Raw genomic sequence first — 16996 nt, forward strand, 5'->3', positions numbered from 1 at the left:
GCGGCGTCGCGAGTATAAATGCCGGGGGCGCGTCCCGCGTCGTGCGACACGGCCCGAGCCGGCCGACGTAACCCTTACCCTCTGTGACCGCCAGTGACAGGGTATGACCGACGAGCGGGACGCAGACCGTCACAAGTTCTCGACCGGCCAGGGGGTCGACGTCGACTACGAGGAGTTCACGCTCGACCCGGAGGCGGTAGACGCCGACCCGACGACCGTCGACCCCGTCGACGCACACGTGCTCACGGACCTGCTCGACCGCCGTAACGTCGAGCAGGACGCCGTGGACGTCGAGCGGCTGGTCGACGTCGGGCTCTCGTATATGCAAATCAACCGCTTCGAGGAGGCGACGGAGACGTTCGAACGAGCCGCTCGATTCGCCGACGAGGAGTCACTCGACGCCCAGGAGGCGTGGGTCAATAAGGGGGCTGCCCACGCCGAACTAGAGGAGTACGACGAGGCGATCGGCGCCTATCGCGAGGCGCTCCACGTCGACGACGACTCCGAGCACGCTGCCACTGCTGAAACCAACCTCGCGTACGCGCTCTGGGAGTCGGGGCGGAGCGAACAGGCGCTCGAGCACGCCGAACGCGCCGTAGAGATCGACCCCCGGTTCGCGCAGGCGTGGTACAACCGTGGGTTCCTCCTCGTCGAACGTGGGCTGGCCGAGGACGCCGTCTCGTGTTTCGACAACGCGATCCGGCTCGGCTACCGCGAGGCCGACGTGCTCGAAGAGAAGGCCCGTGCGCTGGAGGAGGCGGGCGAGCACGAGCAGGCCGAGACGGTGGCCGACCGCGCCGAGGAGCTCCGCCGCGAGGCCGAAGCGGAGCTGGTGGACGAACAGGGCGCAGACGGGCGCGCTCCCGAGCGGCGCGCCCCCGAGCGGCGTGACCGTGAGCCAGCACGCGAGCTCCAGGGTGAGGGACCGGAGGGGTTCTAATGCTCCTCCGTGAGCGCGAGACGCCGGAGGGAACGCTCGTCTCGGTGTGTGACGCCGACTGTCTCGGCGAGACGTACGAGAACGGTACCGCCCAGATCACCGTCGACGAGTCGTTTTACGGCGGACCTGAAGCGACCGAAGCGGACCCAGCGGCCGTCGTCGACGCGCTCCACCGTGCACAGGTTGGCAACATCGTCGGCACCGAGGCGGTCGACGTCGCGATAGACGCCGGCATCGTCGACGAGGGTGCAGTGTTAGAGTTCGATGGCACGCGACATGCCCAGCTGCTCTGGCTGTGACGGAGTTCGATACACAAACACTTTTGTTTAGACCCGTCTAATTTCTTCGTGAGTATGTCTGTCTCGCCGTCGTACCGTTCGACCCAGCCGACCGGGTCTCACTCGCGATGACCGAACCAACGTGGCTGACCGTCCTGTTCATCGCTGCCGGCGCCCAGCTCGCGGTGCTCCCGGGCGAGAAGGTACAGCTGCTGATCGCCGGGCTCTCGGCGCGGTACCGCCCGGTCGTCGTGGTGAGCGCGGCTGCGGCTGCCTTTGCCGGCTGGACGGCCCTCGAGATCGTGTTCGGCCGTGCGCTCACCCGTGTCCTCCCGGGGATCTACCTCGACGCGTTGACGGCCGCGCTGTTTCTCCTCTTCGCGTACCTGCTGGTCACGAGCGCGCCCGCCCCCGACGCGGAGAATCCGACGCGGGCGGACGCACGGGAGACCGACGGCGGTGACCTCGACGTGCGCGTGCCGCTCGTAGGGTGGCACGTCCCGAACAAGTTCGGCGGCTTCCTCCCGATATTCGCGATGATGGCGTTCGGTGAGTTCGGCGACAAGACGCAGCTGATCACGATCTCGCTCGCCACCCAGTACGGCGCGTTTCCGACGGCCATCTGGGCCGGCGAGATGCTCGCGATCGTCCCGGTGAGCGCGGCGAACGCGTACATCTTTCACCGCTTTGCACACCGACTCGACATGCGGAAAGCACACTTTGCGGGCGCAGCGCTGTTCGCCTTCTTCGCGTTCGACTTCGGTCTCGGCGTCGTAACCGGCGTCTCGCTGTGGGAGACCGGTACCGACGCGGTACTCGGGCTGGCGTGAGCGACACACCGCCCGCTGCCGTGTTCTCACGCTCGTGACGGCCGCCGACTCAGAGTCCGGCGACGTCTTCTATCGCGTCGGTGAGCGCCCGGACGCTCTCGACGGTGTGCTCGCCCATGTGGCCGATCCGGAACGTCTGCTCGCCGATGTCGCCGTAGCCGTTCGAAAAGACCATGTCGTACTCCGCGGAGACGGTCGCTATCGTCTCGGCCACGTCGATGCCCTGCGTGTTCTCAATACACGTCACGGTGCGTGACTCGTACCCCTCCTCGGCGAAGGTGTCGAAGTGCTCGTGGGCCCACTCGCGGGTGTACTCGGCCATCTCGCGGTGGCGTTCGTCGCGGGCCGCGTGGGTCTCTTCGAGCATGTGTTTCATTTGCTTGCGGTACGCCAACAACAACGGAATCGCGGGCGTCGAGTGGGTCTGGCCCTTCCGGTCGTAGTAGTCGAGACAGCGCCGGAAACCGCCGTACCACGAGGAGGTCTCCACCTCGGCTTCGCGCTCGTAGGCCGCGTCGCTGACGACACACACGGCGAGTCCGGGCGGCATCGCGAACGCCTTCTGGACCGAGGTGAAGATGGCGTCGATGTTGTGTGCCTCGATGTCGACGTAGTCGCCGCCGAGCGCGGAGATGGCGTCGACGACGAAGTACGTGTCCGGGTACTCCGCGACGACGTCGCCGATCTCCTCGATCGGATTGCGGACCCCGGTCGAGGTCTCGTTCATCACGACCGTGACCGCGTCGTACCCGCCGTCTGTGGCCTCGAGCGCCTCGCGTACGTCTTCGGGCTTGACCGCCTCACCCCACGGGTACTCGATGCGGTCGACGGCTTTGCCGAGCCGCTCGGCGACGTTCGCCTGTCGCTCGCTGAAGGCACCGCTCGTCGGACACAACACCCCGCCGTCGTCGACGAGGTTGAGCGTCGTCGCCTCCCAGAACTCCGTTCCGGAGGCGGTGAGTACGATCACGTCGTTGTCGGTGCCGAGGAACTCCTTCGTGTCCTCGACGACGGTCGTGTACAGGTCCGTCATGCGGTCCATCCGGTGACCGAACATCGGCTGTGCCATCTCGTCGATGACGTCCGATCGCACCTCGGTCGGCCCCGGGAGGTACAGCGTCTTGTCGGTGTAGTCGTCTCGGTATTCGCGTTTCTTCGTCACTGGCGTCACCCGATGTCGTACACCGGGTCGGGAACCCGTATGGTCCTTTTGATGCGCTCGCGTCGTGCGGGTGGCGTGTCGCTGTCGTGAGCGTGGAGCAGCCACGCCGCGTCCTCTCGTGCCGCCGCTGTTCGAGAGCATATCTCACCACGAACTGATATAATGTACACGCGCTATCATGGTACTCGTTACACGCTCATATCAGCAGATACAGCGCGATTCAACGCGTGAGGTGTGCTATCTCGTCTCCCAACATATACGAAATATGAAAGCTTATGTCTGCCCGCACGCTCCGTTGGTGTATGCGACGTTTCACCGCTACACAGCCGACGCGCTCGCTCGCTCCGCTACCTGCACCGCCCTCGGTCGCGAGTTCGCTCGCGACGCTGCTCGCGTCGTTCTCGGTCGTCGTCCTCGCGCTCACAGCACTCGCGTACCCGACCGTCGCCGTCTCAGCACTCGCGGGGGCGGCCATCGTCGCCGTCCGGCGGCCGCTCACCGACCGACTCGCTTCGGCGCTCGCGGCGTGGCAGCACGCGCCGGTCGACGGCACAGCGTTCGGTCGTCGCCGCCGATATCGGTAGTGAACGCCGTGACATCCACGGCCACACGACACGGGGACACGCGTTTCGGTCACGCCCTCCCGGACGGTTGGCTCTCGTACGCGTGAGCGGCCGTGTGATCGAGACGACCGTGCGACACCCAGACACAGGTTTCAGCCACGCCCTCTCGGGCCGATTCGCTCGGATACGGTATTCGTGAGGCTGCGACCGAGACGACCGCGCAACACCCGGACACCAGTTACCGCCACACCCTCCCCAGCCGATTCGCTCGGATACGGCGTTCGTGAGGCTGCGACCGAGACGACCGCGCAACACCCGGACACCAGTTACCGCCACACCCTCCCCAGCCGATTCGCTCGTATAGGTCGGTAGAGCGTGCGTGAATACGACCGCGCGACACCCGGACACCAGTTACCGCCACACCCTCCCCAGCCGATTCGCTCGGTCGCTTCGCTCCCTCGCTCATCCCTCGCACGCGCTCGCGAGCCCGCCTCCGGCGGCCCCGCGAGGCGCGCGCCACCGGCATGAGGCTGGCACACGCACGGCGTATCGAGCGGACGTGGTGGACGGCTTCGTAGGGGGTCGAGGACGACTTCGTGCCCTCGGCACCGGGTCGGTTCCGAGAAGACACGGATCGCTTATGTAACTACCCGGTACAACAACTCGGTGATGGACGACGCCACGACGACCGCGAGCCGACACAGCAGACGGCGGTTTCTCGCACTCTCTGGGACGACCGGACTCGCCGGGCTCGCCGGGTGTAGTGCGGAGCGGGTCGACGAAGGCGCGGACGGCGAAGGCGACGAGTCGAACGCGAGCGACGACGCGAGCGAGGCGAACGCGACCGCCGACGAGGACGCGAGTGACGCCGACGAACCGCCCACGCTGACGGTCGCTACCTACGGCGCGTTCGTCGACGCGCCGTCGGTGAGCCCGGGCGCGTGGCTGAAAGACACCTTCGAGTCGCGCGTCGACGCGACGGTCGAGTGGGTGACTCCCGACACCGAGTTGAACTACTACCTCGAACGCGCCGCCTCCGGCGCGTCGATCGACGCCGACCTCTACGTGGGGCTCACCACGGAGGACCTCGTACGGGCCGACAGCGAACTCGACGCCGATCTCTTTGCCGAAGCCGGCGCGGTCGATGGGACAGAAGCACTTCGTGAGGGGCCAGACCTTGATCCGTATGGTCGGGCCATACCGTTTGATAGAGGGTATGTAACGCTCGTCTACGACGGCACCGAGATGACCGCTCCAGAAACGTTCGAGGGACTGCTCGACGACGACCATCGTGGGGCCCTCATCGCGCAAAACCCGGGCAGCTCGTCGACCGGCCGGTCGTTTCTCCTCCACACGATCCATCGGTTCGGCGACGGTGGAGACGAGGGTGGGTACGGCGGCGGTGGCGACGAGACGGTCGAGGGCGCAGACGGCGACCCCGACTACGACTACCTCGACTACTGGGCCGACCTCCAGGCGAACGACGTGCGGGTGCTGGGGTCGTGGGAGGACGCGTACACCGCGTGGTCGAACGGCGAGGCACCCATGGTGGTCTCGTACTCGACCGACCAGGTGTTCGCCGCCGACGCGGGCGAAGAGCTCGAGCGACATCAGATCCGGTTTTTGAACGACGAGGCGTACGCGACGCCAGAGGGAATGGCGGTGTTCGCCGACGCCGACGAGCCCGCGCTCGCCCGCGAGTTCATGTCGTTCCTGCTCGAGCCCGCCGTCCAAGGCGAGATCGCGAAACGGAACGTCGCGTTTCCGGCGACGACGACCGCAGCGCTGCCCGACGAGTACGCGTCGCTCGCGAAGGAGCCGGCCACCCCGGTCACGTTCGGATACGACGATCTCCAAGGGAGCCTGGACGGGTGGATAACCGACTGGGAGCGGCAGGTCGCCGGCAACTGAGCGGGTCGCCGTGAGCGACACCCCGCATCGGCTTCGCGACCGCGTGAAGCGACGAGCACTCGCCGCGCTCACGGCCGCGACCGTCGCGGTGCTCGTCGTGGTCTTCTACTACCCGGTGGGGACGGTCCTCGTTGAGGCGGTCGTCGTCGACGGCCGCCTCACCCTCACCGTCTTCGCCGACCTCCTCCGTGACCCGTTCTACCTCGGCGAGGTCGCCCGGCTGTTCACCGGTGAGGGACCGGTCGCGGTCGCCCGCGCGTTGGCCGCACCGGACCGACGGCTCGGGATCGTCGGCTTCACCGCCTACCAGGCCGTGCTCTCGACGATCCTCAGCGTTGCGCTCGGGCTCCCGGCCGCGTACGTCCTCGCGCGCTTCGAGTTTCCCGGTCGGCGGACGCTCCGTTCCGTGACGATCCTGCCGTTCGTGCTCCCGTCGATCATGGTCGCGGTGGGATTCGTCGCCACCTTCGGCCGGAACGGCACGCTGAACGCGGTCCTCACCGCGGTCGGTGTGCCGCGGGTCGAGCTCATGTTCACGCTCGAGGCGATCCTGATCGCCCACGCCTTCTACAACGCGCCGCTCGTCGCACGAGTGACGACCGCGGCCTGGGAGTCGGTCGACGCGAGTGCGGTCGAGACCGCCCGAAGTCTCGGTGCCGGGCCGCTACGGGCGTTCCTCGACGTCGTCGCCCCGCAGCTCTACCCGGCAGTGTTGACGAGCGCCGCACTCACGTTCGTCTTCACGTTCGGCACCTTCCCGATCGTGTTGGCGCTCGGCGGGTTCGAGCTGGCGACCGTCGAGGTGTTCGTCTACCGGCTCGCACGCGATCTTCAGTACGCGGAGGCCGCCGCGCTCGCGCTCGTCGAGCTCGCGATCGCACTCGGCGTGTTGTTCGCGTACCTCCGATACGAGGCGGCGACAGCGGTGTCCGCTCGCCGCGTCCGCCCACTGCCACGAAAGCCGCTGTGGCCGACCGCCTGGACGCCGCGAGCGCTGGCCGAGCGGGCGGGGATCGTCACCTACGCGGGGATCGTCGCGGTCGTCTTTCTCGCGCCGATCGTCTCGATGTTACTGGCGAGTGTCACGACCGCCGACGGGTCACTCACGCTCGACCACTACCGGTTCTTGCTGACGCGCCAACAGACGGGGGCGGCGTTCCAGGTGCGGCCCTGGCCTGCGGTTCGGAACTCGGTGTTGTTCGCTGGGGCGTCTGCGCTGGTCGCGCTTCCGATGGGCGTCGTCGTCGCCGTGATCACGACCCGCGCGTCTCGGGGACGGTCGCTCGTCGGCGCGGTCGCGATGGCACCGTTCGCCGTGTCGGGGATCGTAGTCGGACTCGGCCTCCTCCGCGGACTCGTCTTTGGGGTCGAGGTGGCCGGGTGGCGGATCGCCGTCGCCGGGTCGGCGGCGATCGTCGCCGCCCACGCGGTAGCCGGCTACCCGTTCGTGGTGCGAACGGTGGCGCCCGGGTTGGCGTCGCTCGACGCGTCGCTGGTCGAGTCGGCGCGGGCGCTCGGGGCATCGCGAGCGCGCGCTCTCTTCGATATCGAGCTCCCGCTCGTGTGGCCGGGCGTGGTCGCAGGCGCGGCGTTCGCGGTCGCTATCTCGATGGGCGAGTTCACCGCGACGGTCGTGCTCGCGACGGGGGCAGACGCCTACACGATGCCGGTCGCGATCGAACGATTCATCGGCCGGCGGCTCGGACCCGCGACCGCGATGGGCGTCGTCCTCCTGGTCGTGACCGGCGTCAGCTTCCTCGTGATAGAGCGACTCGGGGGTGAGGTCCGTGACTACTGACGGGTCGGGCGCGCGAGACGACCGCGAGGCGCACGACGACCGCGACGGAGCCCCGTACTCACCCGAGGCCTCGGGTGACGCGACGACTGACGGGGAGTTCGGCCGCCCTGGCCCGAACGTGCCGACCGCCGTCGAGTTCGACGGGGTCACGAAGCGCTACGGCGAGACAGCCGCGGTCGACAGCGTCGACCTCGCGGTCCGCGAGGGCGAGTTCTTCACCGTCGTCGGACCCTCCGGCTGTGGGAAGACGACGATGCTGCGACTCGTCGCCGGCTTCGAGGCGCCTACCGACGGCCGGGTACGGTTCGGCGGAAGCGACGTCTCCGGGGTGCCTCCGGAGGCGCGCGACGTCGGCGTCGTGTTTCAGAACTACGCGCTGTTTCCGCACCTGACTGTGGGCGAGAACGTCGGGTATGGGCTTCGGTTCTCGGCCCCGCCCGGTGGGGTGAGCCGCGAGGAGCGGATCGACGCGCTGCTGGAGCTCGTCGACTTACCGGGAACGAGCGGGCGCGACCCAGACAGTCTCTCCGGGGGACAGCGACAGCGAGTGGCGATCGCTCGCGCGCTCGCGCCGGGACCGAACGTCTTGTTGCTCGACGAGCCGATGAGCGCGCTCGACGCGCGGCTCCGGGAGCGGCTCCGGCTCCAGGTGCGCTCGATTCAGCGCTCGCTCGGAATCACGACGGTGTACGTCACCCACGACCAGGAGGAGGCGCTCTCCGTCTCCGACCGGGTCGCGGTCATGCGCGACGGGTCGGTCGTGCAGGTCGCCCCGCCACGGACGGTATACCGACGACCGGCCTCGCGGTTCGTCGCCGAGTTCGTCGGCGACAACAACGTGTTCGAAGGCGTCGTCGCGGCGAGAGGCACCGTCTCGGCGGCCGAGTCCGAGGGGGGCGAAACGGTGAACGACGATGGCGACGAGCGGCGGGTCGTGCCGGTGGCGGTCCACGACACGACACTCGCGATCGGGGTCGGCGGAGGCTCACCCGAGCGCGCGGACGACGAGGGGGCGGCGACGGCCACCGACGCCCACGGCACTGGGTGGTCGAGCACGCCGCGTGCTGGCGATCGGGTCGTCTTTTGTGTCCGTCCACAGCACCTGCAGGTCGACCGGGCACGGAACCGGCTTCGAGCCGACGTCGAGGGCGCGGAGTTCCTCGGCGAGACAACCCGCGTGCACCTCACCTGGAGCGGTCAGCAGTTGGTGCTCTCGGCCGAGGAGCCGCTTTCGGGGGCGGTCACCGTCGGGTTCGACCCACGCGATGCGCACGTCGTCGAGCACACGGCTACCGACAGGGGAGCCGACACGTCTTAATCCGGTCGGACCGACGTGGCTGCATGGCCACAGAGTCGTGTGACGTGTGTGAGCGATCCGTCCGAATTGCGGGCGGTATCGGTGACCTGTGGAACTTCGCGTTCGAGTCGACACAGGGGATGACGCTCGAGCTCGTCGACGGCTCGGAGTTCTTCCTTTGTTTCGAGTGTCTCGAGTCGCTGCCCGAGGATACGGAGCCGACCGCAGCGGACGTCGATGCTCTCCGAGAGCAGACCGACCCCGTCGAGTCGACGAACGCCGCGTTCTGGCACTGGCGCTGACGGGTCCCGGCACAGCGCTCCCGACGTACACTGCTCACCCAGAGACGCGCCAGCGAGCCGCAGCGTGTCAGATTCCTCCCACGAGTAAACTCGTGGGCTTCCTCCTTGCATCTATGTGACGAGCTAGCATCGAACCACGACCGACGGCGTCGACTCGCCCCGACGCCGGTGGCGCGCGCCTCGCGAGGTCGCCGCAGGCGGCCTCACGAGCGCGCGCGAGGGATGAGCGAGGTGGCGGAGCCACCGAGCGAATCGGCTGGGGAGGGGGTGGCCCAAACGGTGTCCGGGTGTCGCGGATCGTCTCGGTCACACAGCCACCAACGACGTATGCGAGCGAATCGGCCCGGGAGGGTGTGGGGCTGAACGGAGCGTCCGGAAGTCGCGCGGTCGTCTCGCTCACACGACCACGATCGCCGTATACGAGCGAATCGGCCCGGAGGGCGTGACGACTCGGTGTCCGGCGGTTGCGCGGTCGTCTCGATCGCACGGCTACGACCAGCCACGCACGGAGTCGCCCCGGGAGGCGGTGACGATACGTGCTATCCGGGTGTCGCTGAGCCGCACTCACGCACGTGCTACCGGCGTGTGCGAGTGAACGATCCGGGAGGCGGCCTTCGTCGCTCGGGTCTCTGCAACCGGTGGTGGCGAACAGGCGACGCGGACCGCTCACTACCGCGGCGGTGCGTCGCACTCCCGCCGTGTTCGCCGCGGTCGGCTCTCAGCGCACGGCGGTGGTGGCCGCGGCATCGTATATAACCGCTCGGTCGACTCAGCTGAACTTTCGCACGGTCATCTCCAACGTGTCGAGGTCTAGAATTGGGGCGTATCCCGCATCAGGCGAGATGTTCACCGAGCGCTGGAAGTCGGTCTGCGCCTGCCAGCACCCCGAGTTGACCGCCAACACGCCGTGGTACTTCCCCCAGCCGAGCTTGTGTACGTGGCCGGTGTGAAACACGTCTGGTACGGAGTCGATCACGAGGTAGTCGCGCGACTCCGGCGCGACCCGCGTGTGCCCGCCGAACTGCGGCGCGACGTGCCGTTTTTTTAGGAGCTGGTACATCGCGCGGTGGGGCTCGTCGTAGCTCGCCTTCTGTTCGGGGAGCTCGGCTATCACCTCGTCTAAAGAGACGCCGTGGTACATCAACACCTCGACGCCTTCGACGGTGACGGTCGCCGGGTTCGAGACGATCTGCGCGTCGTGGACGTCCATGATCGACCGGATCTCCTCGTCGAAGCCGGGCTGTGGCTCGGCGAGGCGCACGGCGTCGTGGTTGCCTGGGATCATCACGATCTCGGTGTCACCCGGCACCTCCTTGAGATACTCTGCGAACAGCTCGTACTGCTCGTAGATGTCGACGACATCGAGCTCCTCGTCTTGGTTCGGGTACACGCCGACGCCCTCGACCATGTCGCCGGCGACGAGGAGGTACTCGACCGGTGCGGCCTCCGGGGTGTGCAGCCAGTCGGTGAAGCGGCTCCACGCGTCGGCCATGAACTCCTGGCTCCCGACGTGGACGTCCGAGATCAGCGCCGCCTGGACGTGCCTGTCGGCTCGGCCGCCAGTGCGCGTCCGTGGAACGTCCGGAAAGTGGATCGCGTCCGCAAAGAGGATCCCGGCGTCGTCGGCGAGCGTCCCCTGGACGGCGAGACACTCGTCTAAGAGGATCTCGTCGACCACGTCGGCGAGTCCCTTGTCTTTCATCACCAACGCGGGGAACGTCCCCGTGCTGTCTTCGAGTTCGACCAACCAGTGGCCCGACCGCGTCGACCGGACGTCGTTTACCAACCCGATCATCGCGGCGTCGCTGCCGCCGGCCATCGACGCGATTGCCTCCGCCGGGCGGTGGTTCACCCGCCCCCGAAGCATCGTCGAGAGCCGTTCGTACCGGTCCCGGAACGTCCGCACGAAGTCGGCGTACTCACCCGTCCCCGTGCTCTGACCGGTCATGTCGTTGCCGACCGAGAGCTCCCGACGCGACGGGTCGCGGTCGCGGTGAGCCACATCGTCGCGCTCACGCTGGTCGTCGCGCTCACGCTGGTCGTCGCGCCCACGCCGGTCGTCGCCGCCGGTCGCCCCAGAGGCGTCGCGGCCAATCGCCGGCACAGACGCGCCCCCCGACCCCTCCGTTTCGAGTGGAGATTCGGTCCGTTCACCCGTTTCAACGCCGGCGTCTCGGACGGGCTCCGCGGTGAGCACTGCCCGAACGTCTTCGGTCGTGATCCGAAGCGCGTCGTCGGCAGCGCGCTCGACCACCCCTTCGATCGCCGACGCGGGGTCGTCTGCGCCAGCGAGAAGTGTCACGGCCTCGCGTTCGGCGTTGTACCCACGGCTGGCGAGTTCGCTCACGACGCGCGTGTTCGACTCCAGCGGCACGACCACATCGAACGCGCGAGCGACTCAAAACCGTTCCGGAGCAGGTGGGGTGCGGTCGCTCACCACTCCCGATCGAAGGCGTCCGCGAGCGACGCCGCGGGCATCGACACCACCGTCGGGCGACCGTGTGGGCACGCGTACGGCCGCTCACACTCGTCCAGACGGTCGAGAAGCGCGTCGACGTCGTCACGGTCGATCGCGTCGCCCCGCTTCAGCGACGGGTGACACGCGAGGTCGGCCAGCAGCGCCTCGCGGGCGTCACGCGGCGACCTCCCGTCGGTGAGGGCGCCCAAGACGTCTCGCATCGACTCGGGGGCCGCCGCCCGGCCAAACGGGGCCGGCACCGTCGAGACGCGGCGCGTGCCGCCGCCGAACGACGTCGTCTCGAAGCCGAGCCGCGAGAGCGTCGTCTCGTGTGTCGCCGCGGCGGCCGCCTCGTCGGCGGACAACGAGACGGTCGCCGGCGGGTCGAGCGTGGCGGTCTGGACGGCCTCGTCATCGAACGCGCGCGCGAGCCGCTCGTAGTTCACCCGCTCGTGAGCGGCGTGCGTATCGAGGACGAGGAGCTCGTCACCCGCCTCGACGAGGGCGTACAGGTCAGCGAACGTTCCGATGGGCCGCGCGTCGGCGAACGCTCCCGACGACGTGCCGTCTGGCTCGCCGACCGGCTCGAGGGCGGTGTCGAGGTCGGTGGCGACGTCGGCGCGGCGCCTGAGGTCCGCTCCGGTGAGCGCGTCGGCGACGACCGACTCGACGGCTTCGGCCACCGCCGGCGCGTCTCGTAACCCGACCTCGCGTTTGGCCGGGTGGACGTTCGGGTCGACCCGCGTCGGCGGCACACAGACGGTCACCGCGGCGACCGGCTCGCGGTCGTCCGGAAGCAACCGCCCGTATCCGGCGCGAACCGCGCCCGCGAGCCGAGCGTCACGGACCGGCCGGCCGTTCACCGCGATCCGGACGTGGTCGTTCGACGCCCGGGTGACGGCCGGATACGCGAGGACGCCGGCGACCCGCACGCTCGGCGGGCCGTCGCCGTTCGTCTCGCGGACATCGCGTGACCGCCGATGATTCGACCGATCGTCGTGCGGTCGCGTGTCGACCCGCGCGTCGATCGTCGTCGACTGACTCGCCGTCTCGCGGTCGTACACGCCGAGGAGTGCGGCCGTTCGGTCGGTTCCGGGCGTCGAGAGCGTCCGCGACCCGTCGTGTTCGAGCGTGAACGCGACCGTCGGATTCGCGAGTGCGTAGTCGCTCACCCGCGCCGTGATCCGACCGAACTCGGCGCGCGTCCCTGCCAGCGACGCACGACGGGCCGGCCGATTCGCGAACAGGTCTCGCACGACCACGGTCGTCCCGCGTCCCCGACCCGCGTCGCTCACGCTCGGGTCCGCCTCGTCTCCCGACCCAACCACGATGCGGGTGCCGACGCCATCGCCATCGGCCGTCGTGAGTTCGAGCGTCCCCGCGTCCGCGATCGCGGCCAACGCCTCCCCGCGAAATCCGAACGAGTCGACGCCGACGGGGTCACCGTCCGGTGCGAGCTTGCTCGTCGCGTGACGCTCCACCGCGAGCCGCGCGTCTGCACGGGACAGCCCTCGACCGTCGTCGGCGACGCGGATTCGGTCGGTTCCGTCGCCGTCGACCGCGACCGTGATCCGTGATGCGCCCGCATCGAGCGCGTTGTCGACGAGTTCGGCGACGACCCGGGCCGGCCTGGGTATCACCTCACCCGCGGCGATTCGGTCGACGGTGGCCTGTTCGAGTCGTCGGACGCGTCCCGGTGGTGACGCCTCACGCTCGTGTGCCTCCCCGCCGACGCTGCGGTCGCCCCCGGGTGGCTCACTCGGCATCGTCGACCCGCCGTTTGAGCTCGTGGAGGGTGTTCAACGCCGCTATCGGCGTCGTGCGCGCGAGGTCGAGGTCACGGAGCGTCGCCACCACCTCGACCGGCACTCCCGTGGCGGCCGCCTCACTGAGTCCACCTGGTGTGCCCCCGCTATCGTCGACGTCGCTCGCATCGCCAATGTCGCTCGCATCGCCAATGTCGCTCGTATCGCCGACGTCGCTCGCATCGCCCACGTCGCTCGTCTCCACCAGCTCGCGCGAGCGCTCGACGACCGAGCGCGGCACGCCGGCGAGCTCGGCGACCTCGACGCCGTACGACGAGGAGGCCGCCCCCGGGACGACCCGGTGGAGGAACGTCACGTCGCCGTCCTCGCGGGTCGCAGTGAAGTGGAGCGTGGTGACACGCTCGTGTGTCTCCGCCAGCGCGGTGAGGTCGTGATAGTGGGTCGCAAACAACGTGGTCGCACCGAGCTCGTCGTGAATGAACTCCACGGCCGCCTGCGCGATGGCCCGCCCGTCCGTCGTCGCGGTGCCGCGTCCGACCTCGTCGAGTAAGACCAGCGAGTCCGGCCCGGCGTCGTGGAGGATCTCGGTGAGCTCGCGCATCTCGCGCATGAACGTCGACTCTCCGCCGGCGATGTCGTCAGAGGCGCCAACCCGCGTGAACACGCCGCGTACGACCGGCAGCCGTGCCGCCTGCGCCGGGACGAACGATCCGACCTGCGCGAGCACGACCGTGAGCGCGACCTGTCGCATGTACGTCGACTTCCCGCTCATGTTCGGGCCCGTGATAACCGCGACCGCCCCGCGCGACAGCGCGGCGTCGTTCGGGACGAACTCCGCGGTCGTCCGCTCGACGACCGGGTGTCGCCCGCCGTCGATCTCGATGCCCGCGTTGGAGTCTGCGCGCAGCTCCGGACGAGCGTAGTCGGCCTCGACGGCGACCGTCGCGAGTGACGTCAGCGCGTCGAGTTCGGCGAGCGCCTGAGCCAGTGCCTGGATGCGCTCGGTCTCGGCGGCCACGCGCTCGCGAACGTCGACGAACAGCTCGTACTCGCGGGCGTCGGCACGGGCGGTCGCGCCGAGGATCGACTCCTCACGCTCTTGCAGCCCGGGCGTGACGTAGCGCTCGCTGTTCTTGAGCGTCTGTCGGCGTCGATAGTCGTCCGGCACCCGGTCGCGGTTCGCGTCGGTCACCTCGATGTAGTAGCCGTGCACCTCGGTGTGGCCGACCGACAGCGAGTCGATGCCGGTTCGCTCGCGCTCGCGGGCCTCAAGATCGGCGATCCACTCGCGGCCGGCCCGTGCCGTCGCCCGGAGCTCGTCGAGGTCCGCGTCGAATCCGTCGCGGATCACCCCACCGTCTGTCACCTCCTGTGGGGGGTCGGCGACGACCGCCTCGGCGATCAGGTCGCGGACGTCGGCGAGTTCGTCGAGCCGCTCGCGAAGGTCCCGGAGGTGCGCGGTTCGCGGGCCGACGGTCGCCGACGACGCGGAGTCGTCCGCGTCCGTCGACGCGTCACCAGCGTCTTCCGGACCGTCGGCGTCAGGTGGCTCGGCCAGCGCCGCCCGCAGGTCCGGGACGACAGCCAGCGTGGCGTGGAGCGACCGGAGGTCTCTGGCGTCGGCGCGCCCGCGGGAGACCCGCGCGACGAGGCGCTCGAGGTCGTAGGCGGTCGAGAGCGCGTCGGCGACCGCCGTGCGCACGAGTGGGCGGTCGACGAGCGCGTCGACCGCGTCGTGTCGCGACCGGATCGCGTCGGCGTCGACGAGCGGCCGTCTGAGCCACCGCTCGAGACACCGCCGTCCGAGCGCACAGCTCGTCTCGTCGAGCGTCTCGAACACCGTGTCGCTCGCGCCGATCCCGCGGTTCTCGAACAGTTCGAGGCTGCGCTGGGCCGCCGCGTCGAGCCGGAGGCGCGCGTCCGGCTCGTACCGCCGGACCCGCGAGACGTACTCGAGCGGACCGTCGTCGCCCTGGGCGTACTCGGCGTAAGCCAACACGGCACCCGCCGCCCGGAGCGCCGCGTCGGTCTCGAGTCGTCGGTCGAGAGCCCCGTCGTAGGGCGCGAGCCGCTCGACGGCCGCATCTCGTCCGAAGACATCGGGGTCGTGTCGGTGGACCGCTCGATCGGGGTCGCCGACGCGGGGATCGAAGTCGTCGACGGTCGAGTTGGCGTCGGTCGGATCGCCGCCGTGCGGGCTTCCGTCGGTCGACCCAGGTGCGTCCGAACGTGCATCGTTCGGGCTCGACGCCGGGTCGAGCCCGGGGCCGACGATCAGCTCGGCGGGGGCGAGTCGGGCGACCTCCTCGGTCACCGTCCCGGGGTCGCCGTCGGTGACGAGACACTCGCCGGTGGTGACGTCGACGACCGCCAGTCCGAGCGTCGGGGCGGCCCGGTCGTCGTCGACATCGCCGCCGGTGTCGGCGACGCTCTCGCGCGCGACCGCGCCGACGTACGTCGTCGTGCCCGACTCGACCAGCTCGTCGTCGACGGCGGTTCCAGGCGTGAGCACCTCGGTCACCGCGCGGTCGACGAGGCCGCTCGTCGCCGCGGCGTCTTCGACCTGTTCGGCGAGCGCGACCCGGTAGTCGGCCTCAAGCAGCGACTCGAGGTACGACGCGGCGGCGTCGATCGGGATCCCCGCCATCGGGTACTCCCCGGTCGAGTCGGAGCGCTCGGTGAGCGTCACCTCGCAGACGCGGGCGACCGTCTCGGCCGCCTCACAGAACGCCTCGTAGAAGTCGCCGACCTGGAACAACACGAGCGCGTCCTCGTGGGCGGCACACAGGTCGGCGTACTGTGAGAGCATCGGCGTGAGCGACGCTCTCGCCGTGGCGATCCCGGGCGGCATCCCCGTGACCGCGGCTCGATCCGCCGGTGACATACACGCACCCGGGGCGGCCGCAGACATAAACGACACGGGCTCCGGAGTGTGACCCCGTCGACACTCGGGTGGTCGGCGCGTTCACGCGCACCGGTGTCGTCCGCTTTCGGGACGCCGTCATGCCGTCGACACCCGAGACGCTTACAGTCGTGGACGACCCACTACGACCGTGTCGAATCGCACGATCATCGTCGGGATGGCCGCGACGTTCGCGGGGCTCACGGCCCTGCTCGTCGTCGCCGGCGTCGTCGTGAATCCGATCCTCCTCGCGGTCGCCGTGCCGATCGGTACCGCGGCCTACCTGTTGTGGTACCACGCCAGCGGTCGGCTCCAGGCACAGATCCGCCGCGAGGCCGACCGGCTGGGGCCGACCGAGCGGGAACGCGCCCGCCAGCGCGCACGAGCCGCAGAGAACCGCCGCGACGCCTACCGAACCGCTGGCACAGCCGGGTCCAGGGCGCAGGGGGCGACCGCGGGCGGTCAGACCGGACGCCGATGGGCCGGTGCTGGCGACCCACGCGACCGTGCTCCGCGGACGACCGGGATGTCCGAACGCGAGGCGTACGCCACGCTCGACCTCGACCCGACCGCCGACGCCGACGCCGTTCGCGCCGCGTACCGCGACCGCGCCAAGCGACTCCACCCCGACGCAGAGACCGGCGACGAGGAGGCGTTCAAGCGGCTGAACCAGGCGTACGACCGCCTCTCTGACTGATCGACGGCTCCGAGAGCGACCGCGGCCCAGGTCTCGCTGTCGACGGGTGGACACCTGCCACACCCACCCGACCGCGACCGCCCGCAAACCGC

The 16996-nt window shown here is 69.3% G+C and carries 13 protein-coding genes; 9 read left to right on the forward strand and 4 right to left on the reverse strand.

Translation table 11 applies throughout. The features are described 5' to 3' along the window. The first annotated feature begins 103 nt into the window (after positions 1–103). The 3 genes from ACNTAO_RS08130 (at position 104) to ACNTAO_RS08140 (ending at position 2048) form a co-directional block, all read left to right on the forward strand. Entirely contained in the window at positions 104–940 is an 837-nt protein-coding gene (locus ACNTAO_RS08130) for a tetratricopeptide repeat protein (RefSeq protein ID WP_435161485.1), read from the forward strand. Next, positions 940–1239, forward strand: a complete 300-nt coding sequence (locus tag ACNTAO_RS08135) for a DUF424 domain-containing protein (protein ID WP_435161486.1) — start codon at positions 940–942, stop codon at positions 1237–1239. The genes ACNTAO_RS08130 and ACNTAO_RS08135 overlap by 1 nt, the downstream gene beginning before the upstream one ends. A 107-nt stretch (positions 1240–1346) precedes the next feature. Further along, positions 1347–2048, forward strand: coding sequence for a TMEM165/GDT1 family protein (locus ACNTAO_RS08140; RefSeq protein WP_435161487.1), 702 nt, complete (start codon positions 1347–1349; stop codon positions 2046–2048). Positions 2049–2097: 49 nt separating this feature from the next. Here the strand turns inward: ACNTAO_RS08140 and ACNTAO_RS08145 are convergent, their stop codons facing one another. Continuing rightward, a complete protein-coding gene (locus ACNTAO_RS08145; protein ID WP_435161488.1) occupies positions 2098–3210 on the reverse strand; it encodes a pyridoxal-phosphate-dependent aminotransferase family protein in 1113 nt (370 codons plus the stop codon). A gap of 302 nt (positions 3211–3512) precedes the next feature. Here ACNTAO_RS08145 and ACNTAO_RS08150 point away from each other — a divergent pair, with 302 nt between their 5' ends. The 5 genes from ACNTAO_RS08150 (at position 3513) to ACNTAO_RS08170 (ending at position 9081) form a co-directional block, all read left to right on the forward strand. Continuing rightward, positions 3513–3794: a hypothetical protein gene (locus ACNTAO_RS08150; protein ID WP_435161489.1), complete on the forward strand. Its 282-nt coding sequence runs from the start codon at positions 3513–3515 to the stop codon at positions 3792–3794. A 648-nt stretch (positions 3795–4442) separates the two neighbouring features. Further along, a complete protein-coding gene (locus ACNTAO_RS08155; RefSeq protein WP_435161490.1) occupies positions 4443–5684 on the forward strand; it encodes a thiamine ABC transporter substrate-binding protein in 1242 nt (413 codons plus the stop codon). A 10-nt stretch (positions 5685–5694) separates the two neighbouring features. Continuing rightward, entirely contained in the window at positions 5695–7482 is a 1788-nt protein-coding gene (locus ACNTAO_RS08160) for an ABC transporter permease (protein WP_435161491.1), read from the forward strand. 118 nt (positions 7483–7600) lie between these two features. Beyond that, positions 7601–8800: an ABC transporter ATP-binding protein gene (locus tag ACNTAO_RS08165; protein ID WP_435161598.1), complete on the forward strand. Its 1200-nt coding sequence runs from the start codon at positions 7601–7603 to the stop codon at positions 8798–8800. Between the two features lie 23 nt (positions 8801–8823). Further along, the gene (locus ACNTAO_RS08170) at positions 8824–9081 is read left to right on the forward strand and encodes a DUF7561 family protein (protein ID WP_435161492.1); all 258 of its coding nucleotides are present in this window, start codon (positions 8824–8826) and stop codon (positions 9079–9081) included. Between the two features lie 769 nt (positions 9082–9850). On the opposite strand, the gene ACNTAO_RS08175 is transcribed toward ACNTAO_RS08170, so the two are convergent. Genes ACNTAO_RS08175 through mutS form a run of 3 tightly spaced genes read right to left on the reverse strand, consistent with a single transcriptional unit; the run spans position 9851 to position 16189 of the window. Continuing rightward, positions 9851–11455: a DNA-directed DNA polymerase II small subunit gene (locus tag ACNTAO_RS08175; RefSeq protein ID WP_435161493.1), complete on the reverse strand. Its 1605-nt coding sequence runs from the start codon at positions 11453–11455 to the stop codon at positions 9851–9853. Positions 11456–11514: 59 nt separating this feature from the next. Then, positions 11515–13305: a DNA mismatch repair endonuclease MutL gene (gene mutL, locus ACNTAO_RS08180; protein ID WP_435161494.1), complete on the reverse strand. Its 1791-nt coding sequence runs from the start codon at positions 13303–13305 to the stop codon at positions 11515–11517. After that, positions 13295–16189, reverse strand: coding sequence for a DNA mismatch repair protein MutS (gene mutS, locus ACNTAO_RS08185; protein WP_435161495.1), 2895 nt, complete (start codon positions 16187–16189; stop codon positions 13295–13297). The genes mutL and mutS overlap by 11 nt, the downstream gene beginning before the upstream one ends. A 169-nt stretch (positions 16190–16358) precedes the next feature. Here mutS and ACNTAO_RS08190 point away from each other — a divergent pair, with 169 nt between their 5' ends. Beyond that, entirely contained in the window at positions 16359–16904 is a 546-nt protein-coding gene (locus tag ACNTAO_RS08190; protein WP_435161496.1) for a J domain-containing protein, read from the forward strand. Positions 16905–16996: the final 92 nt, after the last annotated feature.

Origin of the sequence: Halorubrum zhoui (assembly GCF_051194155.1) — an archaeon.
In the GTDB taxonomy this organism is placed as follows: domain Archaea; phylum Halobacteriota; class Halobacteria; order Halobacteriales; family Haloferacaceae; genus Halorubrum.

Coding starts and splice junctions, on each gene's coding strand:
- ACNTAO_RS08130 (WP_435161485.1), top strand. CDS start 104: ATGACCGACGAGCGGGACGCAGACCGTCACAAGTTCTCGACCGGCCAG.
- ACNTAO_RS08135 (WP_435161486.1), top strand. CDS start 940: ATGCTCCTCCGTGAGCGCGAGACGCCGGAGGGAACGCTCGTCTCGGTG.
- ACNTAO_RS08140 (WP_435161487.1), top strand. CDS start 1,347: ATGACCGAACCAACGTGGCTGACCGTCCTGTTCATCGCTGCCGGCGCC.
- ACNTAO_RS08150 (WP_435161489.1), top strand. CDS start 3,513: ATGCGACGTTTCACCGCTACACAGCCGACGCGCTCGCTCGCTCCGCTA.
- ACNTAO_RS08155 (WP_435161490.1), top strand. CDS start 4,443: ATGGACGACGCCACGACGACCGCGAGCCGACACAGCAGACGGCGGTTT.
- ACNTAO_RS08170 (WP_435161492.1), top strand. CDS start 8,824: ATGGCCACAGAGTCGTGTGACGTGTGTGAGCGATCCGTCCGAATTGCG.
- mutL (WP_435161494.1), bottom strand. CDS start 13,305: ATGCCGAGTGAGCCACCCGGGGGCGACCGCAGCGTCGGCGGGGAGGCA.
- mutS (WP_435161495.1), bottom strand. CDS start 16,189: ATGTCACCGGCGGATCGAGCCGCGGTCACGGGGATGCCGCCCGGGATC.